22 protein-coding genes and 1 tRNA gene are annotated in these 24193 nt (G+C 65.6%); 15 read left to right on the top strand and 8 right to left on the bottom strand.

Annotated elements, in window-relative coordinates:
* Window positions 1-96 precede the first annotated feature (96 nt).
* The 3 genes from NZL82_RS07230 to NZL82_RS07220 are packed head-to-tail and all read left to right on the top strand — an operon-like array spanning window position 97 to window position 3307.
* Entirely contained in the window at window positions 97-1590 is a 1494-nt protein-coding gene (locus tag NZL82_RS07230; RefSeq protein ID WP_261269102.1) for a circularly permuted type 2 ATP-grasp protein, read from the top strand.
* Window positions 1590-2525 (top strand): alpha-E domain-containing protein, encoded by a 936-nt coding sequence (locus NZL82_RS07225; protein WP_261269101.1) that lies wholly within the window; start codon window positions 1590-1592, stop codon window positions 2523-2525. Before NZL82_RS07230 ends, NZL82_RS07225 begins: the two co-directional genes overlap by 1 nt.
* Window positions 2525-3307 carry a transglutaminase family protein gene (locus NZL82_RS07220; RefSeq protein ID WP_261269100.1) on the top strand — a complete coding sequence of 261 codons (783 nt, stop codon included), beginning with the start codon at window positions 2525-2527 and terminating at the stop codon, window positions 3305-3307. The genes NZL82_RS07225 and NZL82_RS07220 overlap by 1 nt, the downstream gene beginning before the upstream one ends.
* Before the next feature lie 167 nt (window positions 3308-3474).
* Here the strand turns inward: NZL82_RS07220 and NZL82_RS07215 are convergent, their stop codons facing one another.
* Complete coding sequence (locus NZL82_RS07215) at window positions 3475-4257, bottom strand: arginyltransferase (protein ID WP_261269099.1); 783 nt, start codon at window positions 4255-4257, stop codon at window positions 3475-3477.
* A gap of 115 nt (window positions 4258-4372) precedes the next feature.
* On the bottom strand, window positions 4373-5629 hold the full coding sequence (locus NZL82_RS07210) for a threonine ammonia-lyase (protein ID WP_261269098.1): 1257 nt from the start codon (window positions 5627-5629) through the stop codon (window positions 4373-4375).
* 328 nt (window positions 5630-5957) lie between these two features.
* Between NZL82_RS07210 and NZL82_RS07205 the strand changes: the two genes are divergently transcribed.
* The 4 genes from NZL82_RS07205 to NZL82_RS07190 all read left to right on the top strand — a co-directional run bounded on the left by NZL82_RS07205 (window position 5958) and on the right by NZL82_RS07190 (window position 10166).
* The gene (locus NZL82_RS07205) at window positions 5958-7850 is read left to right on the top strand and encodes a potassium transporter Kup (RefSeq protein ID WP_261269353.1); all 1893 of its coding nucleotides are present in this window, start codon (window positions 5958-5960) and stop codon (window positions 7848-7850) included.
* Complete coding sequence (locus NZL82_RS07200; RefSeq protein WP_261269097.1) at window positions 7847-8359, top strand: 2'-5' RNA ligase family protein; 513 nt, start codon at window positions 7847-7849, stop codon at window positions 8357-8359. Before NZL82_RS07205 ends, NZL82_RS07200 begins: the two co-directional genes overlap by 4 nt.
* Before the next feature lie 55 nt (window positions 8360-8414).
* Window positions 8415-8491 (top strand) — tRNA-Met (locus NZL82_RS07195).
* 493 nt (window positions 8492-8984) lie between these two features.
* Window positions 8985-10166 (top strand): diguanylate cyclase, encoded by a 1182-nt coding sequence (locus tag NZL82_RS07190; protein WP_261269096.1) that lies wholly within the window; start codon window positions 8985-8987, stop codon window positions 10164-10166.
* 3 nt (window positions 10167-10169) lie between these two features.
* Here the strand turns inward: NZL82_RS07190 and fdhD are convergent, their stop codons facing one another.
* The 3 genes from fdhD to NZL82_RS07175 are packed head-to-tail and all read right to left on the bottom strand — an operon-like array spanning window position 10170 to window position 13764.
* Window positions 10170-10976 carry a formate dehydrogenase accessory sulfurtransferase FdhD gene (gene fdhD, locus NZL82_RS07185; RefSeq protein ID WP_261269095.1) on the bottom strand — a complete coding sequence of 269 codons (807 nt, stop codon included), beginning with the start codon at window positions 10974-10976 and terminating at the stop codon, window positions 10170-10172.
* Window positions 10973-11479: a molybdenum cofactor guanylyltransferase gene (locus NZL82_RS07180; protein WP_261269094.1), complete on the bottom strand. Its 507-nt coding sequence runs from the start codon at window positions 11477-11479 to the stop codon at window positions 10973-10975. Before NZL82_RS07180 ends, fdhD begins: the two co-directional genes overlap by 4 nt.
* On the bottom strand, window positions 11476-13764 hold the full coding sequence (locus NZL82_RS07175; protein ID WP_261269093.1) for an FdhF/YdeP family oxidoreductase: 2289 nt from the start codon (window positions 13762-13764) through the stop codon (window positions 11476-11478). Before NZL82_RS07175 ends, NZL82_RS07180 begins: the two co-directional genes overlap by 4 nt.
* 122 nt (window positions 13765-13886) lie before the next feature.
* Here NZL82_RS07175 and trxB point away from each other — a divergent pair, with 122 nt between their 5' ends.
* Window positions 13887-14855 carry a thioredoxin-disulfide reductase gene (trxB, locus tag NZL82_RS07170; protein ID WP_261269092.1) on the top strand — a complete coding sequence of 323 codons (969 nt, stop codon included), beginning with the start codon at window positions 13887-13889 and terminating at the stop codon, window positions 14853-14855.
* Between the two features lie 129 nt (window positions 14856-14984).
* Here trxB and NZL82_RS07165 read toward each other — a convergent pair whose 3' ends face one another.
* Window positions 14985-15440, bottom strand: a complete 456-nt coding sequence (locus NZL82_RS07165; protein ID WP_261269091.1) for a universal stress protein — start codon at window positions 15438-15440, stop codon at window positions 14985-14987.
* Between the two features lie 129 nt (window positions 15441-15569).
* Between NZL82_RS07165 and NZL82_RS07160 the strand changes: the two genes are divergently transcribed.
* From NZL82_RS07160 to lpdA, 4 genes are all read left to right on the top strand, one after another.
* On the top strand, window positions 15570-16907 hold the full coding sequence (locus NZL82_RS07160; RefSeq protein WP_261269090.1) for a pyruvate dehydrogenase complex dihydrolipoamide acetyltransferase: 1338 nt from the start codon (window positions 15570-15572) through the stop codon (window positions 16905-16907).
* Between the two features lie 19 nt (window positions 16908-16926).
* On the top strand, window positions 16927-17139 hold the full coding sequence (locus NZL82_RS07155; RefSeq protein WP_261269089.1) for a hypothetical protein: 213 nt from the start codon (window positions 16927-16929) through the stop codon (window positions 17137-17139).
* Window positions 17136-17531 carry an acyl-CoA thioesterase gene (locus NZL82_RS07150; RefSeq protein ID WP_261269088.1) on the top strand — a complete coding sequence of 132 codons (396 nt, stop codon included), beginning with the start codon at window positions 17136-17138 and terminating at the stop codon, window positions 17529-17531. Before NZL82_RS07155 ends, NZL82_RS07150 begins: the two co-directional genes overlap by 4 nt.
* Window positions 17532-17597: 66 nt before the next feature.
* Window positions 17598-19010, top strand: coding sequence for a dihydrolipoyl dehydrogenase (gene lpdA / locus NZL82_RS07145; protein ID WP_261269087.1), 1413 nt, complete (start codon window positions 17598-17600; stop codon window positions 19008-19010).
* A gap of 73 nt (window positions 19011-19083) precedes the next feature.
* Here the strand turns inward: lpdA and NZL82_RS07140 are convergent, their stop codons facing one another.
* Entirely contained in the window at window positions 19084-19629 is a 546-nt protein-coding gene (locus tag NZL82_RS07140) for a cysteine hydrolase family protein (protein WP_261269086.1), read from the bottom strand.
* Between the two features lie 147 nt (window positions 19630-19776).
* Between NZL82_RS07140 and NZL82_RS07135 the strand changes: the two genes are divergently transcribed.
* Together NZL82_RS07135 and NZL82_RS07130 are read left to right on the top strand one after the other, a co-directional pair.
* Complete coding sequence (locus NZL82_RS07135; RefSeq protein WP_261269085.1) at window positions 19777-21156, top strand: hypothetical protein; 1380 nt, start codon at window positions 19777-19779, stop codon at window positions 21154-21156.
* Between the two features lie 47 nt (window positions 21157-21203).
* On the top strand, window positions 21204-21542 hold the full coding sequence (locus tag NZL82_RS07130; protein ID WP_261269084.1) for a DUF3140 domain-containing protein: 339 nt from the start codon (window positions 21204-21206) through the stop codon (window positions 21540-21542).
* A gap of 184 nt (window positions 21543-21726) precedes the next feature.
* Here NZL82_RS07130 and NZL82_RS07125 read toward each other — a convergent pair whose 3' ends face one another.
* Entirely contained in the window at window positions 21727-23481 is a 1755-nt protein-coding gene (locus tag NZL82_RS07125) for a fatty acyl-AMP ligase (RefSeq protein ID WP_261269083.1), read from the bottom strand.
* A 128-nt stretch (window positions 23482-23609) separates the two neighbouring features.
* Between NZL82_RS07125 and NZL82_RS07120 the strand changes: the two genes are divergently transcribed.
* The gene (locus tag NZL82_RS07120) at window positions 23610-24134 is read left to right on the top strand and encodes a regulatory protein RecX (RefSeq protein WP_261269082.1); all 525 of its coding nucleotides are present in this window, start codon (window positions 23610-23612) and stop codon (window positions 24132-24134) included.
* The last annotated feature ends 59 nt before the right edge of the window (window positions 24135-24193 follow it).

The raw sequence follows: 24193 nt of genomic DNA, 5'->3' as shown, positions 1-24193 counted from the left end.
CCACCGTGCCGGGGCGGAGCGGGAAATCTCCCCTTGCGCACCCCCCTCCTGCGGTGCAGCATGGAACCCGATCACTAGGGGGAGCGTAACGACCGGATGGGGACAATCGCCGCGTTCGACGAAATCATGGGGGCTTCCGGTGCTGTCGCGCCGCGCCCGGAACTCAATGCACTTCAGCGCTGGCTCGATCACACCCCCGATAGTGAACTTCGCCGCCGGCAACAGGCGGCCGAGGCGACTTTCCGGCAACTGGGCATCACCTTCGCCGTCTATGGCGAAAGCGACGCGGCCGAGCGGATCATTCCGTTCGACATCGTCCCGCGCGTGTTCCTGCCCGACGAATGGGCGCGGCTGTCCGAGGGGCTGGTCCAGCGGGTCGAGGCGATCAACGCGTTCCTCGACGATATTTATGGCGAGCGGAAGATCCTGCGCGACGGGGTGCTTCCGCCCGATCTGATCTTCGGCAATCCGCAATTCCGCCCCGAAATCGCGGGCATGCGACCGCCGCACGGGGTCTGGGCGCATATTTGCGGCATCGATCTGGTGCGAACCGGACCGGACGATTTCTTCGTGCTGGAGGATAATGCGCGCACCCCCTCGGGCGTCAGCTATATGCTGGAGAACCGTGAGGCGATGCTGCGTCTTTGCCCCGAACTGTTCCGGCAGTTCCGGGTGGCGGCGGTGGACAGCTATCCCGACCGGCTGCTCGCCACGATGAAGTCGGTCGCGCCGCACGGTGTCGCCGAGCCGACCTGTGTCGTACTGACGCCCGGCCATTATAACTCGGCCTATTACGAACACAGCTTCCTGGCCGATTCGATGGGGATCGAACTGGTCGAGGCGGCCGATCTGATCGTCGATGATGACATCGTCTGGATGCGCACCATCGCGGGGCGGGTGAAGGTCGATGTCATCTATCGCCGGGTCGATGACGATTTCCTCGACCCGCTGGTCTTCCGTCCTGATTCGATGCTGGGCGTGCCGGGGCTGATCGCGGCTTATGCGGCGGGCAATGTCGCCATCCTTAATGCGCCCGGCAACGGCATCGCCGACGACAAGGCGATCTACAGCTATATGCCCGACATCGTCCGCTATTATTCCGGCGGCGAGCCCAAGCTGAAGAATGTCGAGACCTGGCGGTGTCGCGAGCCCGAGGCACTGGCCTATGTCCTCGACCATTTGAGCGAGCTGGTGGTCAAGCTGGTCGATGGATCGGGCGGCTATGGGATGCTGGTTGGTCCGACCGCGACCAAGGTGCAGATCGAGCATTTCCGCGCCGCGCTGATCGCGGAGCCGCACCGCTATATCGCGCAGCCCACTCTGGCGCTGTCCACCGTACCGACCTTGGTCGAAAGCGGCGTCGCACCGCGCCATGTCGATTTCCGCCCCTTCGTCCTGACCGGGCGCAACGGCGTGGAGGTGACACCGGGCGGCCTGACCCGCGTCGCGCTTCGCGAGGGGTCGCTGGTCGTCAACTCCAGCCAGGGCGGCGGCACCAAGGACAGCTTCGTCCTGTTGGCGCCCGAACCCGACAAATGGATACAGGTGCAGGGCCAGCAGTCGCAAATCCAAAGCCAGGGGGTGCGCTGATGCTTTCGCGGACTGCATCCTCGCTCTACTGGCTGGGGCGTTATTTCGAACGGGCGGACTTTATCGCCCGGCTGGTCGAGGCGACCGTTCGCCTCGACGTTCTGTCGCCGCGTTCGGCGGGGCTGGCGGCCTGGGGATCGGCGCTCGCGGTCACCGATACCGCGAGCGCCTTCGCCGAGGGCGGGCGCGAGATGCGGCGGCGGGAGGTCGCCCGGTTCCTGACGGTCGAAAGCTGCCATCCCGGCTCGATCGTCCGCTGCGTCGACATGGCGCGGACGAATGCGCGGGCGGTCCGCACCGCGCTGACCCGCGAGGCGTGGAGCGCGATCAATCGCGCCTGGCTGCATTTCGAGGCACGACCGGCGGCCGAGGACCCGACCGCCGTGCTCAGCCTGGTCGAGGCGGTGAAGAACGAGACGCGCGGTTTCGAAGGCGCGGTCCACCGGATGCTGCGCAACCAGACGACCTGGTTCATCAGGCTTGGTCAGGCGGTCGAGCGGGCGGACAACACCGCGCGGCTGCTCGACGTGAAATACCATATCCTGCTGCCGGCAGGCGAGCGGATCGGCGGCGTCGTCGATCGCGACCAGTGGACGACGATCCTCCAGACCGTGTCCGCCGTCACCGCCTATCGCTGGCTCTATTCCGACGGGCTGAAGCCCGCCAATGTGATCGACCTGCTGATCGCGCGCACCGAATTGCCGCGCAGTCTGGCGGCATCGGTCGAGGAAACGGTGGACGTGCTGGGGCAACTTGCCCGGCGAACGGGGCAGCATGGGGAAGCGGATCGTATGGCCAGGGTACGTGCAAACCGAATGACCAAGACGCGATCGGGGGACGTGATCGCCGGGGGGCTCCATCAATATCTGGAAGCCTTTATTCAGGAGAATGCGCAACTGCACGCCGCCATCGGCCGTCAGTTCAAGTTCGTCTGATGCGCATCGCCGTCGAGCATCAGCTCCTGTGCCGTCCCCGCTCGCCGCTGGGGACGATGGTGCAGATGTTGCGCCTCACCCCCGAAAATCACGACGACCAGACGGTCGCGCATTGGCGGATCGACGTCGATTGCGACGCGCGGTTGCGGCGAAGCCATGACGGGTTCGGCAATGCCGTCACCATGCTGTATATCGAGGACGCGCCCGAGGTCGTGACGATCACCGCCGCGGGCGAGGTACTGACCAGCGATGCGCATGGCCTGATCCACGGCGCGGCCGAGACATTGCCGCCGCCGCTTTTCCTCCGCGCGACCCAGGCTACGCCCGCCGATCCGGCGATTGCGGGTTTCGCGGCGGAAGCGACGCGAGGGGCGGAGGGGCCGCTTGCCGCGCTCCATGCCCTGAACCATGCGCTGCGGCACCGTTTCGCCGTGGATTTCGAGGCGAAACCGGCGGGCCCCGACCTGGCGCACGCTTTTGCACAAGAACGCGCGACGCCGTGCGATCTGGCGCATATCTTCTGCGTGGCGGCGCGTTCGCTGAACATCCCGGCACGCTATGTCTCGGGCTATGCCGCCCTGAATGGGGCGGAGCAGGGCAAACCCCATTGCTGGGCGGAGGCGCATGTCCCCGATCTGGGCTGGATCGGCTTCGATCCGTGCACGGGACTTAGCCCACAGGACCGCCATGTCCGCGTCGCCGTGGCGCTCGACGCCACCGGCGCGGCGGCGGTGGCGGGCGGACCCTGGGCTGCCGTAACCGCGACCGGCGAGACGCAATAGGCTGGTGCAAGCGGGGCATCCCGTTCCGGGTGCCCCGCTTGGCGGCATCAATCCGTCCGCCGATTGCCTATCGCCTTGGCCCGGGGCGACGGTCTTGTGATTGACGATCGGCCTAGATTCGCGCTGATGCAGACGCGCCTCCGAGCGAGGAGAAATCCCGTCCAGCCCTAACCCAATGCCTCGACGGGCGGCGGTGCGGCGGGCGCAGGCTGTTCGCCGTTGAACATCGCCCAACCGCGCGGGCCCAGCGCTTCGAGCGGTTGATACCGGGTCTTGTACGCCATGCGCGGCGAACCCTTCACCCAATAGCCCAGATAGACATAAGGCAGGCCGCCCGCGCGTGCGCGGAGGATATGGTCCATGATGATGAAGTTGCCCATGCCGGGGCGGTTCTCATCCTGGGTCTCGAAGAAACTGTAGATCATCGACAGGCCATCGCCCTGCCGATCGGTCAGGCACGCACCGACCAGCCGGCCACGCTGCCCCTCGGGTCCCGTCGGCTCGCGATACTCGACCAGTACGGACTGGACCGGGGAAAGTTCGACCATGTCGGCATAGTCACTTTCGTCCATCGCGGTCATCCCGCCACCCGGATGCCGCTCGCCCAGATAGCGGCGCAGCAGCTGGAACTGCTCGGCGGTCGCCCAGGGCTGGCAGGCGGTGACCTCCAGATCGGCATGACGGCGCAGCAGCTTGCGCTGGCTCGCATTGGGACGGAAGCCATCGGCGACGACCCGCACCGAGATGCAGGCGGTGCAGCCCGCGCAGGAGGGGCGATAGGCGACCCCCTGGCTCCGGCGGAATCCGATTCGGCTCAGCGCCTCGTTCAACTCGCCCGCATGTTCGCCGTTCAGTTCGGTGAACACCTTCCGCTCGTCACGCCCCGGCAGATAGGGGCAGGGAGACGGGCTGGTGACGAAGAAGCGCGGAAAACGAAAGGGCGCGGTCACCGCCGGGCAGTTCCTTCAAGGGGAGGACGATCCCTCCTTATTAACGATCTTCCCGTCCGAAGCGATGGGGAAGCATCGTTCGGAAACGGGACGATTCGGCGAAAAACTAAATGGCTCAGGCCAGTTCGACCTGAGTCGTTTCATAGCCCCCGGCGCGCAGTGCCTCGATCAGCCGGTGCAGGTGCAGCGCGTCGCGCGTCTCGCACTCGATGTCGGTGATCAGCCCCTTGGCGGGCAGGGTGGTGAAGACGCGTTGGTGATAGACCTCGATGATGTTCACCCGCTCGCGGTCGAAGATCCGCGCGACGTTGAACAGCGCGCCCGGCTGGTCCTGCAACCGGATGCGCAGCCGGGCGAGGCGACCCGAGCGGGCCAGATCGCGCAGCAACACATTGGCGAGCAGCCGCGTGTCGATATTGCCGCCGCACAAAACGATGCCGACCGTCTTGCCGCGGAACCGCTCCGGGTGGGACATGAGCGCGGCCAGACCCGCCGCGCCCGCACCCTCGACCACGGTCTTTTCGATCTGCAACAGCGCGCTGACGGCTTCTTCCAGATGGCGTTCGTCGACCAGCACGATCTCGCGAACCAGCTGCGCGACGAGTTGCGACGTCAGCCCCCCAGGCACCTTGACCGCGATGCCCTCGGCCAGCGTGTCGCCGGCGCAGGGCAGGTCGGTGCCGTTCAGCTTGTTGTACATCGAGGGGAAGAGCTCGGCCTGCACGCCGACCACCTCGACCGGGCGGGGCATGGCGGACGCGACGGTCGCCATGCCCGAGATCAGCCCGCCGCCGCCGATCGGCACGATCAGCGTGTCGATGTCGGGCGCATCCTCCAGCATTTCTAGCGCGACGGTGCCCTGACCCGCGATCACGCGCGCATCGTCGAACGGATGGATGAAGGTGAAGCCGCGCTGTGTCTCCAGTTCGCGCGCATGGGCATAGGCGGCATCGAACGTATCGCCCTCCAGCACCACGGTCGCGCCATGCCCCTCGGTCTGGACGACCTTCACGATGGGCGTGGTGCGCGGCATCACGATGGTGGCGGGGATGCCCAGCCGGTTGGCATGATAGGCAAGGCCCTGCGCATGATTGCCCGCCGAGGCGGCGATCACGCCCTTGGCCCGCGCTTCGTCGGACAGTTGCAGCAGCGTGTTGAGCGCGCCGCGTTCCTTATAGGCGGCGGTGAACTGAAGGTTTTCGAACTTGAGATAGACGGTCGCGCCCGTCAGTTGCGACAGGGTCCGGCTGATCAGGGTCGGCGTCCGAATGATACGGTCCGAAATCCGCGCATGGGCGATGCGTACATCGTCGATGGTGACGATGGGGGGCGGGATTTCCGAAGCGGCCTGAACGGCGGGACGACTAACCATGGTCCTGCCCTAGCCGATCGGGGGCGGGAGGTGAACCGTTTCGGATGGGGAATGTGACGTGGCGCCGACCGATCCCATGGTCCGAGCCTTTCCTGCCCCATCGCCGCGTTCCTCCGATTCACTGTTGCATTGCCGCATCGCTGTCAGGTCGAAATCATGCGTCGATGCAACAAGCGCCGGGGGTCCGCGTTGCTGCCCTTTTGGGGGCATGCTAGGGGCGCGCGATGATCGAAGGGTTGCCACCGATGTTGCCGATGATCCTCTCCATCGTCGGTACGATCGCACGATGAGCGTCGCCCCGACCGGCACCGCCACGACCGCGAACCCCATGGTCGCGCCGGACGAGCATCAAACGCATCATCCGCAGGGCATGGCGCGGCTCGCGCTGGGGGCCATCGGCGTCGTGTTCGGCGACATCGGCACCAGCCCGCTCTATGCCTTTCGCGAGACCTTCGCCAATCCGCACCACCCGCTGCCGCTCGACGCCGCGCATATCCTGGGCGTCATCAGCCTGATCTTCTGGTCGATGATGATCGTGGTGTCGGTCAAATATGTCGCGATCATCATGCGCGCCGACAATAAGGGCGAGGGGGGCAGCCTGGCGCTGCTCGCCTTGGTGTCGGGGCAGACCAAGACGCGGCGCTGGTCGCGCGGGATCGTGCTGCTAGGCGTCTTCGCCACGGCGCTTTTCTACGGCGACAGCATGATCACGCCCGCCGTCACCGTGCTGGGCGCGGTCGAGGGACTGGCGGTCGCGGCCCCGGCCTTTGGCGGCTTCGTCCTGCCGATCGCGATCACCATCCTGATCGTGCTGTTCAAGATCCAGCGCTCGGGGACCGAACGGGTGGGCCTGTTCTTCGGGCCGGTCATGCTGGTTTATTTCGCTTCGATCGCGGTGCTGGGCGTGATGAGCTTCATCCAGACGCCGGGCGTGCTCTGGGCCCTGTCGCCGCACTACGCGATCCAGTTCTTCTTCATCGATCCGTTGCGCGGATTCCTGGCACTGGGATCGGTGGTGCTCGCGGTGACCGGGGCCGAGGCGCTCTACGCCGATATGGGGCATTTCGGGCGGCGGCCGATCGGGCTGTCCTGGCTGGTCTTCGTCCTGCCCGCGTTGATGCTCAACTATATGGGGCAGGGCGCGCTGCTGTTTCGCGAAGGCGCTGCGGCGCTGGAAAGCCCCTTCTATATGCTGGCCCCCGAAGGGTTGCAGTTGCCCCTCGTCCTCCTCGCCACGGCCGCGGCGGTCATCGCCAGCCAGGCGGTCATCACCGGCGCCTTCTCCGTCACGCAACAGGCGATCCAGCTGGGGTTCATGCCCCGGCTTCGGATCGAGCATACCTCCGCCGCCACCGCCGGTCAGATCTACATCCCACTCATCAACTGGATGCTGATGGTGATGGTGATCCTGCTGGTGCTGTTCTTCCGCTCGTCGTCCAACCTGACCTCGGCCTACGGCATCGCGGTGACGGGGGCGATGCTGATCGACACCTGCCTGCTGGGTGTCGCGCTGACGCGCCTGTGGAAATGGCCGCTCTTCGCGGCCGTACCGCTACTCGGCCTGTTCTTCCTGGTCGATGGTGCCTATTTCCTGGCCAATCTGACCAAGGTGCCCTCCGGGGGATGGTTCCCGCTGCTGGTCGGCTTCATCATCTTCACCTTCCTCACCACCTGGTCGACCGGGCGAAAGCTGATGATCCAGCGTCTGCGCGAGGGGACGATGCCGATCCACATCTTCATCGACTCGGCGGCGGGCGCTGCGAGCCGGGTGCCGGGCACGGCGATCTTCATGACCTCTTCGCCGGAGGGGGTTCCCCACGCGCTGCTCCATAACCTCAAGCACAACAAGGTGCTGCACGAGCGGATCATCCTGCTGACCGTCAAGATCATCAGCCAGCCCTATTGGCCCGAGGACGACCGCGCCAAGCTGGACGATCTGGGGCATGGCTTCCACCGCCTCGTCCTGCGGTTCGGCTTCATGGAAGAGGCGGACGTGCCCGCCGCGCTGAAGCGGGTCGCGATGGCGGGGGGCAGTTTCAAGATGATGGACACCAGCTTCTTCCTGTCGCGCCAGACGCTGCTCGCCGCTGAGCGGCCGGGCATGTCGGTGTGGCGCGAAAAGCTTTTCTCCTGGATGCTGCGCAACGCCGAGAGTGCGATGGAGTTCTTCCGCCTGCCGACCAACCGCGTGGTCGAACTGGGCAGTCAGGTGGAGATTTGAGTAGCCCGCCCGCCCCGATCATCGTTACCGCCCTGTTCGGGCGTGCCGATCAGGGCTGGTTCGACGGGCTGCGCCGCCAGCATTTCCCGCCCGAACGCAACGTCCTCGACGCGCATTGCACCCTGTTCCACCATCTGCCCCCCTCAATCGAACAGGAATTGAAGCATCGGTTGAACGGGCTGACACGCGGGTTGCGCGCGCCTGAGGCGCGGGCGGGCGGCCTGATGTCGCTGGGCCGGGGGGTGGCGATCCGTATCGAATCGCCGGGGCTGGTCGCGATACGTCGTGAGTTGGTCGAGGCTTTTGCAGGGCTGTTGACGCCGCAGGACGCAGGCGGCTGGCGCGCGCATGTCACCATCCAGAACAAGGTCACGCCCGCTACGGCCAAGCTGCTGCTCCAGCAGATGGAGCGCGATTTCCGGCCCCGCGCGGTCGAACTGATCGGGCTGGGTGCATGGTGGTATCGGGGCGGCCCATGGGAAATGATGTCGCGTCATTTGTTCGCTTGACGCCCCGAAAACCCCTGTCTATAGGCGCGCCTCCACCGGGTGGAACGCCTAGCATGGCGAAGTAGCTCAGCTGGTTAGAGCAGCGGAATCATAATCCGCGTGTCGGGGGTTCAAGTCCCTCCTTCGCTACCACCCGGTGTATTTCCCAATCGAAATCGATGGTTTCCAAGCGGCTGCAATCGCCGGCTTGATCGTGTCGCGTGGACGGGCTGCCGGACGAGCGGTCGTGCGTCGATAACCTAGTCGGGGCTCTTCCTAGTGCAGCCATGGGCTGCGGTTTCGATCGCGAATCGCAATGGCATCACCGCTTTGGCAAGACACCGCCTGCGGCAGGTCGGGCGAATTGATCGACAAACCGACCTACGGTCCCAACATACCGCAGTGCATCGCGAATTTATGACAATATTCTCATGTCTTCGCGACATGCCGCTTACGGCAGCGTGGAATCTTGATCCAGGTTGGTGTAGCATGAGCCTTGCATCGGCTGCGACCTAACGTCACGAAATCGGTGTAATTTAACCGCTCCTTCGTTTCTGAAGGATAGAAATTTTCTTAGGATTTCAGAGGGGGCTTCGGTTTCAACGCCGTGAACGCTGCAGTTTACGCACTGATAGCCAATAGCTGTATGGCAGCGCTCTTCGTCATAACCTATGGCGTGGTGGCGGTGTCCTATTCGCGCCAGCGTGCGGCGGCCTGGTTCATGGCGAGCTATTTCCTGGGCTTCCTGACCCCGATCTGCGAACTGTTGATCCGATACACCGATCATATCCTGCTCTTTTCCCTGATCGGCTATGCGGTATTCCTGGGCGGTATCCTCCTGATGTCGGTGGGGGTGCAGGCCTTTGCCGGACGACGTCTGCGCTGGCGCTTCGCCCTGATCCTCTGGCTTGCGGGGATCGCGCTGAGACTGGCGATCCTGGGCGGTATGCGCGGTACCATGCCCTATGAATTCCTGTTTCAGCTGCCCTTTGCCACCGCTGCCATCGTGGTGTTGCTGGCCGTGCGGGAGATCGGACAGAAGGGGCCGATCCGTACCATGTTGATGGGCATCTTCGCCGTCATCTGCGGGCATTTTCTGATCAAGCCGTTCATGGCGGTGTTGCTGGGGTCGGGGGCTTCGGCCAAGGCCTATGCCAGCACCTTATATGCGGTGGCGTCGCAGGTTTCGACCGGGGTCCTTCTGGTCGCGGCGGGGCTGTTCCTGATGCTGTTGGTCATTCAGAAGGCGCTGGAGGAGACGATCCTCGATGCGGAGACCGATCCGCTGACCGGGCTGACCAATCGCCGGGGACTTTACCGGATCGGCCCGCGCCTGCTGGTCGATGCGGCGCGGCAGGGGCGTGGCCTTTATGCGGTCGTGCTCGACCTGGATCATTTCAAGAGCATCAACGACCGATATGGTCATGCGACCGGCGATGCGGTGCTGGTGGCCTTTGCCCGTTTGCTGGAGGGGCTGGCGACGCGCGACGTGTTGACCATCCGCATGGGCGGCGAGGAATTCGCGCTGCTCGTCCCCGATGGCGAAAGCACGCCCGAGTCGATCAACAACCGCGCCACCCGGTTGTGCCGGGCGATTCGTGCCGCGCTGGAACCCTTTGCGGAGCGGGGCATGCCCGCGCTGACCGTCAGCGGTGGCGTGGTCCGCTATATCGAGGGTGAGACGCTGGAGGGCCTGATCGCGCGCGCCGACCAACTGGCCTATCGCGCCAAACGGGCGGGGCGCGATCGCATCCTGCACGACCGGTGCGAGGTTGTGCCCGAGCATCCGCTGATCTGGCCCGAAACGGCTCGCCTCGTTGTCGGATAAGCCTCAGTCGAACAGATGATGAGGATCGTGCGCGATCAGCATCGCATCGGCACGGGCGAGCGCGATCAGGGTCAGGCCATGCGCACGGGCATGATCGATCGCCAGGCTGGTCGGGGCGGAAATGCCGACCAGCAGGCCGACCCCCGCCACCAGCGCCTTGTCCACCATTTCATAGCTGATGCGCGAGGTGACGAGGATGAAGTCGGCAGGCAATTCTGGTTCGACCGCCAGCCGCCCGATCAGCTTGTCGAGCGCATTGTGCCGCCCGACATCCTCCGCCGCCGCCAGCATCCGTCCTGCCGAGTCGCAAGCCATGGCCGCATGTACCGCACCCGTCCGGGCATTGAGCGGCTGATTCGTGCGCACGTCCGCCAGCGTGGCGAACAGTGCGGCAGGACGGACCCGGGGGGCGGGGGGGCGTCGGGTGACGGGGCGCGCAATCTGTTCCAGGCCCGACAGACCACATAGCCCGCAACTCGTATCGCTGGTCCGGTGGCGCACCCGGTCCTGCATCCGGCCGCGCAGGTGACCGGCGAGTGAGACGCGGACGATCCACCCGGCTTCGGCGGCGAAGGGTTCGATGGCGAGGATGTCGTTCGGTGCGTCGATCAGCCTTTCGGTCAGCAGGAACCCCGTGGCGAAATCCTCCAGCCGCGCGGGCGTCATCATCATCACGGCATAGCCGAACCCGTCGATTTCGATCGCGACCGGGCATTCGACCGCGACCTCGCGCGCGACCGGCCCGACCGGACCCTCCGGCGGCAGGCGCAGCAACGTCAGCGGACGAGTCGGCTCGGCATCGACGCTCACAGTGCGGCGAGATCGGCAGGGGTGTTCACATTGGCGATCGGCTCGGGCGAGGCGATCGGGATGGCCCCGATCGCGCGGGTCCAGCCGCGTACCGATCGGTCCCGCCCCAGCGAGAGATGCGCCATCAGGTGCGCGCCCAGTGCGGCGGGCCATAGCCCCAACACCGGCGCATCCTGGCAATAGCTGGGCTCGCGCCGCAGGATCGCCTCGATCAACCCCTCCGGCAGGCGCGGCATGTCGCATCCGATGGTCAGCACACAGCGAAAGCCATTGGCGGCGGCATAGTCCAGCGCCCCGGCGATTCCGCCCAGCGGTCCCAGGCCCGGCTCGGGCATGTCGGGCACGCCATCTTCGCCACCCACCTGCACGACCCGTGCGCAATAGGGGACGAGGGTGGCGCGGGCATGCGCCACCAAGGGACGGTCGCCGAGCAACGCGACCGCCTTGTTCGATCCGAAGCGCGACGATCGCCCCCCGGCCAGTACAGCTCCCAATATGCTCATGCCGGAACGCGGACCTTCACGGGCACCGACTTGCCGGCGGGCACATGGCTTTCCAGCGCGTGATGCTCCAGCGGGATCAGATAGTTGAGCTCGGGATAATATCCGCCGATGCACCCTTCGGGGATGTTGTATTCGACCACCCGCAGCCCCTCGACCACGCGATGCTCGCCGTCATCGGCATCGCCTTCCAGCGCGATCGTCTGGCCGTCCGCCAGACCGAGTTTGGCGATGTCGGCCTTGTTCATCATCGCCACCATCCGCGTGCCGCTGATCCCCCGGAAGCGATCGTCATAGCCATAGATGGTCGTGTTGAACTGGTCGTTGGAGCGCAGAGTGATCAACCGCATCCGTCCCTCGGCGGGGGTGATGCCCGACGCGTCCATCGCGCGCGGCACGTTGAATTCGGCCTTGCCGCTTTCGGTTTCCCATTTGCGATGCGATGCGGGATTGCCCTTCCAGAAGCCGCCGGGCTCGAACAGCCGTTCGTTGAAGTTGGCGAACTTGTCGGGATAGACATTCTCGATCGCGGTCCGGACCAAGCCATAGTCGCCGACCCATTCGTCCCATGGCACGTTCGGGTTGGGTTCCAGCACCGCCTTGGCGATCCCGGCGACGATGGCGGGCTCGGACAACAGGGTATCGGCGGCGGGCGTCGCCTTGCCGACCGAGCCGTAGATATGGCTGAACGAATCCTCCATCGAGACCGCCTGTCGGCCGCCCTTCTGCATGTCGGTTTCCAGCCGCCCGATGCAGGGGAGGATGTAGCTTTCCTCGCCCGGCACCAGATGGCTCTTGTTGAGCTTGGTCGCGATATGCACGGTGATGGGCAGCTTGCTCCACGCCGCCTTCATCTTGGCGTGCTCGGGTGTCGCGCGTAGGAAGTTGCCGCCGAGCTGGACGAAGCCTTCCGCGGTTCCGGCGATGATCTGGCGGCACGCCTCGACCGTGTCCCAGCCGTTCTCGGTCGGCGGCTCGAACTCGAACAATTCCTTCAGCCGCTCGACGGGGGCGAGTTCGGTCTTCTCGGTGATGCCGACCGTGCGCTGGCCCTGCACGTTGCTGTGCCCGCGCACCGGACCCGGCCCGGCGCCCTCGCGCCCGATATTGCCGCGCAGCAGGAGCAGGTTGACGATCATGTGCAGCGCATCGATACCATAGCGGTGCTGGGTGATGCCCATGCCGTACACCGCGATCACCCGCTCGGCCCGCATATAGACGCGCGCCGACTGTTCCAGCGCATCGCGGGTCAGGCCCGAGTCGCGCACGATGTCGCTCCACGCGGCCTTGCGGCAGTAATTGGCGAAATCCTCAAACCGCGTGGTATGCTGCTCGATGAAGTGATGGTCGAGGATGCGCTTGGTGCCCTTGGCAATGGCCCGGTCATCCTCTTCGATCACCAGCTTGCAGATGCCGGTCAGTGCGGCGATGTCGCCGCCCGCCTTCACCTGATGATATTGGCTGGAGATGTCGGTCGAACTGCCGGTCAGCATCTGGACCGGGTTCTGCGGCGAGGCGAACCGCTCCCAACCGCGTTCGCGCAGCGGGTTGAACGTCACGATCTCCACCCCCCGCTTGGCGCAGGCCTGAAGATTGTGGAGCATCCGGGGGGCGTTGGTCGCGACATTCTGCCCGAAGGAGAAGATCGCGTCGCATTTGTCGTAATCCTCCATCTGGATCGTCGCGACGGGCGACCCGATGGCGGACTTCAGGCCGACCGAGGTGGTCTCGTGGCACATGTTCGAGCTGTCGGGCAGGTTCTGCTGTCCCCACATCCGCGCGAACAGCGAATACATGAACGAGGTTTCGAGCGAGGCGCGGCCCGAGGCATAGAGCACGACCTTGGTCGGATCGCAGGCCTTCAGCTTGCGCCCGATGGCGGCAAAGGCATCCTCCCAGCTGACCGCGACATATTTGTCGGTCGCGCGGTCATAGCGCATCGGGTGGGTCAGGCGGCCCGCCTGTTCGAGGTCATGGTCGGGCCATGCTTCCAATTCGGTGACGCTGTGCTTGGCGAAGAAGTCCGGCGTGACGCGCAGCGAACTCAATTCCCAGGCGGTCGCCTTGGCGCCGTTCTCGCAGAATTCGGCAATATGCGGCTTGGCGGGCTTGCCCCAGGCGCAACTGACGCACATCACGCCGCCGGGCTTGTTCTGACGGCGCAGCGTGTCCAGCGTCTCCGGTCCGAGCCCTTCCTTGGGCAAGACCTTCGCCATGCCTTTCATCGAGCCCCAGCCGCCGGCAGGGGCGGTGTATTCGGTGATCTTCACATCGTCGTCATCGCGCATCGGGCACATCTCCACTTATTACGCCGAACGAAGCAAGCGCCGATTGGCCGCATGAGAAGGAGTTCATTTTTGTCGCCCATGTGACTATCTAGGGGCCAAATCGCGCTTCACAGGAATATGACATGACCACCCACAGCACCCGTATGCTCATCCTTGGTTCCGGCCCCGCCGGGCTGTCCGCCGCCATTTATGGCGCGCGCGCGGGGATGCAGCCGATCGTGGTGCAGGGCATCCAGCCCGGCGGGCAGCTGACGACCACGACGGACGTCGAGAATTATCCCGGTTTCGCCGACGTCATCCAGGGCCCCTGGCTGATGGAGCAGATGCAGAAACAGGCCGAGCATGTCGGCGCGCGGATGATGTGGGACACGATTACTCAAGTCGACCTGACCAGCCGCCCGTTCCGCCTGATCGGCGATGGCGGCGATGTCTATGAGGGCGAGGTGCTGGTCATCGCCACCGGCGCGCAGGCCAAGTGGCTGGGCTTGGATAGCGAGGACGCGATGAAGGGCAAGGGCGTGTCGGCCTGCGCGACCTGCGACGGGTTCTTCTATCGCGGCAAGAAGGTCGCGGTGATCGGCGGCGGCAACACCGCGGTCGAGGAGGCGCTGTACCTGACCAACCATAGCGACGACGTGACGCTGATCCACCGCCGCGATTCGCTGCGCGCCGAGCGCATCCTGCAGGAGCGGCTGTTCGCGCATCCCAACGTCAAGGTGCTGTGGAACAAGGAAGTCCGCGAGTTCGTCGACGGCGGCGGCAATGCGGGCCTCGTCGCGCTCGACCTGCTCGACACGGTCACGGGCGAGCATAGCCGCCTGGACGTCGAAGGCGGCTTCGTCGCGATCGGCCATCATCCGGCGACCGAGCTGTTCCGCGGGCACCTCGAACTTGATTCGGACGGCTATATCGCGGTCGAGACCGGTTCGACCCGGACGAGTGTGCCCGGCGTGTTCGCCTGCGGCGATGTGGCGGACAAGGTCTATCGCCAGGCGGTGACGGCGGCGGGCACCGGCTGCATGGCGGCGCTGGACGCCGAGCGGTTCCTGGCGGCGGCCGAGTTCGAGGATATGGCCAAGGCGGCGGAGTAACCGCGCGCTTTCCTCCCCTGCAACGGGAGGTGGCAGTCCGCAGGACTGACGGAGGGGTGTCACCATCAGCGGGGACACCCCTCCACCAGCTTCGCTGGTCCCCCTCCCCTTGCAGGGGAGGAATAATTCTCAACTCAACCGGTCGATCGCCTCGGGCGTCAGCGACCCCGGAATGATCATCACCGGCACCGGCAGCGCACCCGCGTCGGTACCGGAAAAATGGCTGACCAGCTTGCCCGGCGCGCCGCTCGCGGCTGCGCCCAGCACCAGCGCCGCAATGTCGGAATTGGCCGCGATGATCTCGCGGATCACCTTGGGGCCATCGCCGTCGCGCACGGTGATGGAGGGGCGCAGACCCGATTCGTCCAAAATGGTGCCCGCCGCGCTGGCGAGCAGCGCTTCGGCCTGTTGACGCGCCTCATCCTCGATCGTGGCCTGCACGCCGCCAAAGGCGATGAACTCCTGCGGGGGCAGAAGCGTCAGGATTTCCACGCCACCGCCCGTCTTTACGGCGCGCCTCGCGGCGAAGCGCAGGGCTATTCTGGACTCCGGACTATCGTCGATCACGACCAGATAGATACGCATGACGGCCCCCTATTTGTCTCCAACCGATGCCGTTACATAGAATTTCGTCGAAGGCCATGACTTGACCGAGCGCAATTCGGGCGCAAGAGACGGGCCGCTACGGAATTGGTTTGCCCCGAGAGGACCTCCATGTCGATCGAGATCAAGATGCCCGCGCTGTCGCCGACCATGGAGGAAGGCACGCTGGCCAAATGGCTGGTGAAGGAAGGGGATACGGTGAAGTCCGGCGATATCATGGCCGAGATCGAAACCGATAAGGCCACGATGGAGTTCGAGGCCGTGGACGAAGGCGTGATCGCCAAGATCCTCGTCACCGAAGGTTCCGACAATGTGAAGGTCGGCACCGTCATCGCGATCCTGGCCGAAGAGGGCGAGGATGCTTCGTCGGTTCAGGCCCCCACCAAGTCGGACACCCCGGCTCCGGCCAAGCCGATGCCGACCGACCCCACCGATCCCAACAAGACCGGCAGCGAAGCCAAGCCGGTGGAACGCACGGTCGAACAGGCCGAGGATCATGGCAAGCCTGCCGATTCGGGCAGCAAGGCCGGAAATGGCCGCGCGATCGCCAGCCCTCTGGCGCGCCGCATCGCTTCGCAAAAGGGCCTCGACCTGTCCACGCTGACCGGCTCGGGCCCCAACGGCCGCATCGTGAAGGCGGACGTCGAGAATGCGCAGCCGGGTCAGGCCAAGGCGGCCGCTCCCGCCGCGTCGACCTCGGCCCCGGCAGAAACCGCCTCGGCCCCCGTCGCCGCGCCGAAGCCCGCACAGGTGCCGGATATCCCGCACGAGACGTCGAAGCTGTCCAACATGCGCAAGACGATCGCGCGTCGCCTGACCGAATCGAAGCAGCAGGTGCCGCACATCTATCTGACGGTGGATGTGCGCCTCGACGCGCTGCTCAAGCTGCGCGGCGAACTGAACGCCGGTCTCGAATCGCGCGGCGTGAAGCTGTCGGTCAACGACATGCTCATCAAGGCGCTGGGCGTTGCGCTGATGGCGGTGCCGAAGTGCAACGTCATGTTCACGCCGGACCAGCTCATCAGCTTCAAGCGCGCCGACATCTCGGTCGCGGTGTCGACCCCGGCGGGCCTGATTACCCCGATCGTGTCGGAGGCGGATACGCGTTCGCTGTCGTCCATCTCGACCACGATGAAGGACTTGGCCACCCGCGCCCGCGACAACAAGCTGCAGCCGCATGAATTCCAGGGTGGCACGGCCTCGATCTCAAACATGGGCATGTTCGGCATCAAGCAGTTTGAGGCGGTCATCAACCCGCCGCAGGGCATGATCCTGGCGATCGGCGCGGGCGAGAAGCGTCCGTACATCGTCGACGACCAACTCGGCGTGGCGACCGTCATGTCGGCGACCGGCAGCTTCGACCACCGCGCCATCGACGGGGCCGACGGCGCCGAGCTGATGAAGGTGTTCAAGGAACTGGTCGAGCGTCCGCTGGCGATGCTGGCCTGATCGACCGGAGGCGGTGGCCATGCGGGTTCTGATCGAGTTGTTCCATATCGGCCTGGGGCTGGTGGCGGCGCTCGTCATGACCTGGGCCGCCGCCTGGGCCTATCCGCTGGCCCGCACCGAGATATGGTGGTGCGGGGTAGGCGCGGCGATCGCGACGGTGGCGATGGGCGTCGGCCCACTTCACCGCGCGCGAATCGCGGATCGCATGGCACGGAGACACGCCGAACAATGAGCACGCTGCCCGATCTGAACCCCACCATCCGCGTCACCGCCATGCCGTCCGACGCCAATCCCTATGGCGACATTTTCGGCGGCTGGCTGATGGGGCAGATGGACTTGGCGGCGGGTTCGGTGGCGTCGCGCCATTCGGGCGGCCGGGCGGTCACGATCGCGGCGGAGGGGATGAAGTTCCACGCCCCTGTGCTCGTCGGCGACGAGGTGTCGGTCTATGCCACGCTGGTCCGGGTCGGCAACACGTCGATGACGATCGAAGTCGAGGCTTGGCGCCGCGCCCGTCACGTCGAGGATGCGACCAAGGTGACGCAGGCCCGCTTCGTGTTCGTCGCGACCGACAAGGACCGCAAGCCGCGCAGCGTTCCGCCGCTGGCTTCCGCGCAAGACTAAATCCCAATTTCTCGGGGGGCGAACCCCCGCGCACCGTCAAGGCGCGCGTTCAGAAGGAAGAGCAAAGTGGCTGACACTTACGACCTTATCGTCCTCGGCTCCGGCCCCGGCGGCTATGTCGCGGCGATCCGCGCGAGCCAGCTTGGCCTGAAGGTCGCGATCGTCGAGCGCGAGCGGCTGGGCGGTATCTGTCTCAACTGGGGCTGTATCCCGACCAAGGCGCTGCTGCGCTCGGCCGAGGTCTATCACTATATGACCCATGCCGCGCAGTACGGCCTGTCGGTCGAAAAGCCCTCGTTCAGCCTGGACAAGGTGGTCGATCGCAGCCGCAAGGTGGCGGGCCAGCTGAACGCGGGCGTCAAGGGCCTGATGAAGAAGAACAAGGTCGCGGTCCATGAGGGCGTCGGCACGATTACGGCCAAGGGCAAGCTGTCGGTCGTCCAGGGCGACAAGACCACCGAACTGACCGCCAAGCACATCATCGTCGCGACCGGCGCGCGCGCGCGCGACCTGCCCTTCGCCAAGGCGGATGGCGAGCGCATCTGGACCTATCGCCACGCGATGGTGCCGCCCGCCATGCCGACCAAGCTGCTGGTCATCGGATCGGGTGCGATCGGTGTCGAGTTCGCCAGCTTCTACAACGACATGGGCGCGGAAGTGACCATCGTCGAGATGCTCGACCGGATCATGCCGGTCGAGGACGCCGAAGTCAGCGAGTTCATGACCAAGCAGCTGACCAAGTTCGGCATGACCATCAAGACCAAGACCGGCCTTGAGAAGCTTGAGGCGACCGCGTCCGGCGTGAAGGCCGCGATGAAGGGCCCGGACGGCAAGGTCGAGACCGCCGAGTTCAGCCATGCGATCGTCGCCATCGGCATCGTCCCCAACACCGAGAATATCGGTCTGGAAAAGCTGGGCATCACAACCGATCGCGGTCACATCAAGACCGACGGCTATGGCCGCACCAATGTCGACGGCATCTGGGCGATCGGCGACGTGACGGGCGCTCCGTGGCTGGCGCACAAGGCGAGCCATGAGGGCGTAATCGCGGCAGAGGCCATCGCCCAGGCGCTGGGCAACAAGGACGTCCACCCGCACGCGATGGACAAGGGCAACATCCCGGGCTGCACCTATTCGCGTCCGCAGGTCGCCAGCGTCGGCCTGACCGAAGCGAAGGCCAAGGAAGCCGGTTACGAAGTGAAGGTCGGCAAATTCCCCTTCATCGGCAACGGCAAGGCGATCGCGCTGGGCGAGGCCGAGGGCTTCGTGAAGACGGTGTTCGACGCCAAGACCGGCGAGCTGCTGGGCGCCCACATGGTCGGCGCGGAAGTGACCGAGATGATCCAGGGCTATGTCGTCGCCCGCCAGCTGGAGACGACCGAGGCCGAGCTGATGGAAACGGTGTTCGCGCACCCCACCATCTCGGAATCGATGCACGAGTCGGTGCTGGCCGCCTATGGGCGCGCGCTGCACATCTGATTTTGCCTATTCGGTTTTGGGAGAGGGGCTCGCCGCGGCGGGCCCCTTTTTCTCTGCGGTTTCCCTTTGGCCTTCACCCCAATCCCACCAAGACCGCTTCACTCCCCACGACCTCCGCGAAGTCCGCCGCCAGCAATCCCATGGTCACGTCGAAGATGGTCTGGGCGTCCAGACCGGCGGATGGCAGGTCGAAACCGATCACCGCATCGCGTACCACCGTCACGGCGAACCCCAGATCGGACGCCGCCCGGACGGTCGAGTTGACGCAGAACCCTGCCACGGCCCCAACGATGTGGATATGCGACACGCCATGGTCGCGCAGATGCCGCTCGAGCCTCGTCGTCGCGAAGGCCGACGAACTCGTCTTCACGAACACCGGCTCGCCGGGCATTTCGGCGGCGCAGGGCATCACCGGATAGCCGGGACTGTCCGGATGCAATGGCGAGGCGGGATCGGTGTCACCATGCCGGATATGGATGACGGGGCGCCCGGACCTTCGGAAAGCGGCCGCAAGCGCGCCGATCCGGGCGGGCGCATCGGGATTTACATGCGGACGACCCGCGTCGATCCGTCGCTGCATCTCGCTTTGCATGTCGATGATCATCAGTACGCTCGCCATGGCCGTTCCCCCCCTCTGTTGCTCCCCGCCGCATTTTAGGAACGGATACGCGATAAGGCGAATCCCCGCCGCCCGGTCGCAATTCGCTTGCGAAACGATCGGCTTTGGCCGCATCGCGCAACTTCGCCATCATTCCGCGCGCGAGCCATGACCCGAGCCCATACCCATCGCCTGCGCATCGTCGTCGCCGCCCTGATCCTGTTCGGGCTCAGCGTGATCGTCTTCGCGCCCGGCTATGTCGAATATGACAGCGTGGGCCAATATGCGCAGGCGCTGACCGGTGACTATGACGACTGGCATCCCCCGATCATGGCGCGGCTCTGGTCGCTGTTCCTGGAATGGGGCGCGACCCCGATGCTAGTCCTGCAACTTGCGGGGTGGTGGCTGGGGCTGGCGGGTATCGCGACGGCGATCGCCGACCGGCGGCCGCGCGCGGCGCTGGGTGTGCTGGCGATCGGTCTGGTGCCGCCCTGGCTGGGCTGGCAGGTCGCCATCCTGAAGGACGCGCAGATGACCGGCGCCCTGCTGGCGGCGACAGGCATGATCGGCTGGTGGCGCTTGCGCGGGCGTACGGTGCCGCGCTGGGGATGGGCGGCCGCCAGTCTTTTCCTCGTCTATGCCACGCTGGTCCGGGCCAATGCGATCTTTGCCGCCGCCCCGCTCGTCGCATTGCTGACCGCGGAGCGTTGGCGCAGCCGGATCGCGATCGTCACCGGGTTGACGCTGGCTGCATTGGCGCTGTCTCCGTTGGTCAACCAACGGGTTCTCGGGGCCGCGCCCAGCGGCGTGGCGCGTTCGCAGGCGCTTTACGACCTTGCGGGAATCGCGGTGCGGGTGCCCTATGACCTGCGGTTGGGCTTCTCGTCGCAGGAGGTTGCCGAGATGCGCGCGAAGCAGTGCGTCCGCGCCTTTTTCTGGGATTCGCTGGGCGAGCCCTCGCGCTGCGGCGATCGGTTGAATCGGTTCGACACCATGCCGCCCGGTCGGCTCTATGCGCGGCTGGTCCCGGCGATCCTGCACCACCCGCTCGCTTATACCGCGCAGAGGCTGGCGCACGTCAATTCCACATGGCGGCTTTGGGTGCCATCCCGCTGGCCCAATGCCGCTCCGCCCGAGGGCGCCGAGCCCAATGGCTATCATCTGGGTCAGCCGGGCAAGGTGGCGGTGGCGTGGCAGCATATGGCATCCAGCTTCGTCGATCTGCCGATCATGTGGCCGATCGTCTGGATGATCGTCGCGGCGGGCGGGTTGGCGGTGACGCGGGGCGATGGGCTGGCGGGGGCGCTGTTCGGATCGACGCTGGGGCTGGAGTCGAGCTTCCTGGTCATCAGCGTGGCGTCGGACTTCCGCTATCACCTTTGGGCGGTGGTGGCCTGTGCGCTGGGCATGATCCTTGCCAAGCCGTGGCGCGGCGACCGGCCGATCGTGCGCGCCACGATGGCGGCGCTGGCGGTCGTGCTGGTCGTGGGCGGAATCGCGCGTGCGACCCTGCCGGTGCCGCCGCAAAGCTATGAAGGAATGTTGTGAGCCCGATACTCGGCCGGCGGCGTTGACCCCGCCGAAAGGAGCCGCGCATGGCCGAAGATCACGAGCAGATTTATGCGGATTTCAAGGAGGCCGTAAACATGGCCCCCGCCGAACTGGAAAAGTTTCTGGACACCGACGAATCGAAAGAGGTCGGCCAGAAAAAAGGCGGATCGGACGAAAGCGTCGGTCATGAGTCGGGCCGCAAGATCATCGCGATCAAGCACAAGAAGAAGGCGGACCTGACGGACGACGATTATGCCCATATGAAGAAGGTCGTCGGCTATGTGCACCGGCATCTGAAGCAGGGGGGCCCGGACAAGGATGCCGAGCATTCGCCCTGGCGCTACTCTCTGATGAATTGGGGCCATGATCCGTTGAAGGATTGAGACGCGCCCCACGCCTTACGCTCCGTTCACCCCGACTGGGCCCCGGCTTTCGTCGGGGTGGCGGAATGGAGAGTGCTGCCCTTGGCCTCCGACTTCGCTAAAGCTGAACGGACGGGGGAGCGCTGGACAAAGAAAAAGGGCCCGGTCTTTCGACCGAGCCCTCCGAAACCTCCTGATAGGAAAATCAGGCCGCGACGTCGTACGGCTTGATCTCGCCTGCCAGATACAGGTTGCGCGCCTTGGCACGGCTCAACTTGCCCGAGCTGGTGCGGGGCAGGGTACGCGGCGGGATCAGTTCGATCACGCAGTTCATGCCCGTCACCGCGCGCACCCGCTCGCGAATCTCGTCGCGCAGGCGCAGACGTTCCTCGTCGTCCGAGCTGCGGCACTGGACCAGCACGGCAGGGGTTTCCTCACCGCCCGGCGTGGTGATCGCGAAGGCGGCGATGTCGCCCGCCTTGAAGCCCGGCAGCTGCTCGACCGCCCATTCGATGTCCTGCGGCCAGTGGTTGCGGCCGTTGACGATGATCATGTCCTTGGCGCGACCGACGATGTAGATATAGCCCTTGGACATATAGCCCATGTCGCCGGTATCGAGCCAGCCATCGACCAGACAGGCATCGGTCGCCTCCTGATCGCGGAAATAGCCGACCATCACCGACGGCCCCTTGCACCAGACCTTGCCGATCGCGCCGTCGGGCAGGGGGGTGCCGTCCTCCTCGCGGATTTCGATCACCATGTCGCGGGCGGGCTTGCCGCAATTGACGATGGCGCGGAAGCGCTGCGGCCGGTCGGTGCCACGCGCGCCGCCCGAAAGCTGGGTTTCCTCGACCAGCTCGACGCGAATGCCCTCACCCGGCGGCATGATCGACACGGCCAGCGTCGCCTCGGCCAGGCCGTAGGAGGGCAGGAACGCGGTCGCCTGGAACCCCGCATCGGCAAAGGCATCGACGAAGCTCTGCATGACGTCGGGACGGATCATGTCCGCGCCATTGCCCGCAATCCGCCAGCGCGACAGGTCGAAACGGTCCGACGCCTTGGTCTGCGACGAGATGCGGCGCGCACAAATGTCATAGCCGAAGGTTGGCGAATAGCTGACCGACGTGCCCGGATTGCGGCTGATCATGTCGAGCCAGGCGAGCGGGCGGCGCGCGAAATCCTCGGTCTTGAGATAGTCGGTCGATACCTGGTTGGCGATCGGCGACAGGAAGCAGCCGACCAGGCCCATGTCATGATACCAGGGCAGCCACGAGACGCAGCGGTCGCTTTCCTGAATCTTCATGCCATGGCTGTGCGCGGCCAGATTGTTCAGCAGCGCGCGGTGGGTGATGGCCACGCCATGCGGGAAACGGGTCGAGCCGCTGGAATATTGCAGATAGGCGATCGCCTCGGGATTGGCCTTCGGAAGCATGGCCTCCGGCGCTTCGCGCTGGGCGAAACTATCCCAATCGATCCCCTCGACTCCCGCGGCTTCGGCGGCGGCCCCCGCCATCTGTGCCAGTTCGGGCGGGAAGATCAGCATCTTGGGGTCGCAGCTCGCCAACTGGACGCGCAACTGCTCGATATAGCTGTCGCGCCCGCCGAACGACGTGGGCAGCGGCAACGGCACCGGCCAGGCACCCGCATAGATCACGCCGAAGAAGAGAGCGGCGAACTCCGCCCCCGTCTCGGCGACCAGTGCGATCCGGTCCTCGGGCTTCACGCCGCTGGCGATCAGGCGACGGGCGCAGGTCAGCGCGTCCTCGCGCAGTTCGGCAAAGGGATAGGGGCGGTTCAGGACCCCACGCGCGTCGTGGAAATTCAGGCCGCGCGAGCCCGAGGCGGCATAGTCCAGCGCCTCGCCCAGCGTGTCGAAGTCGGCGAAGCGGCGGGGGCGCGCATCCTCGGTCGGCGTCGCGATGATGGCGCGCGCGTCGTCCTGATGGTGCTCGATCGTCATGGCCTTGCCTTCGTTCCTTATGCTTTTGCGCCCCCGCACCGCAGTCGGCGGGGACGAATGAATCTTTTCCGCCGCGGATAGCGGCTTCCCGCGTTCTAAATCCGGTGTCACTGTGGCACAAACAAGGCGTGTCCGCCGAACGTCGCCCGCCAAAGCCTCTGGATCCCCGATCCCTGGAGCACCTTGCCCTGCGCTATGTCGAGCGATTTGCGACGACCGAGGGCAAGCTGGTCGATTATCTGACGCGAAAGCTGCGGGAACGTGGCTGGTCGGACACGGAATCGCCTGCACCACGAGAGCTGGCGGCGCGGATGGTCGCGCTCGGCTATATCGACGATCGTGCCTATGCGGAGGCGAAGGCGGCCTCGCTCGCGCGGCGGGGGTTGGGGGCGCGGCGGGTGCGCCAGGCCCTTCAGGCGGCACGTGTCGGGGCGGAGGATCATGAGGCGATCGCGCCGCAAATGGCGGAGGCCGCGCGCGATGCGGCGCTGGCCTTTGCCCGGCGCAAGCGAATCGGTCCTTATGGCGACGGCGAGGCGGACCGGGCGGTTCGGGAGAAGCAGTTCGCCGCGATGATGCGCGCCGGCCATGGATCGACCCTGTCCCGTCGGATCGTTTCCGCCGCCCCAGGCGAGACGATCGACGATGATTAGTCCTTATATCCCAATCGTATCGCGCGCATCGGCGGGACTATTGCGCCGCGATCGTCCCA

Source organism: Sphingomonas sp. LC-1 (assembly GCF_025371035.1).
GTDB classification, from domain to species: domain Bacteria; phylum Pseudomonadota; class Alphaproteobacteria; order Sphingomonadales; family Sphingomonadaceae; genus Sphingomonas; species Sphingomonas sanguinis_E.
Note: the sequence above shows the minus strand (reverse complement) of the source record. Positions and strands in the feature narration are given on the sequence as shown.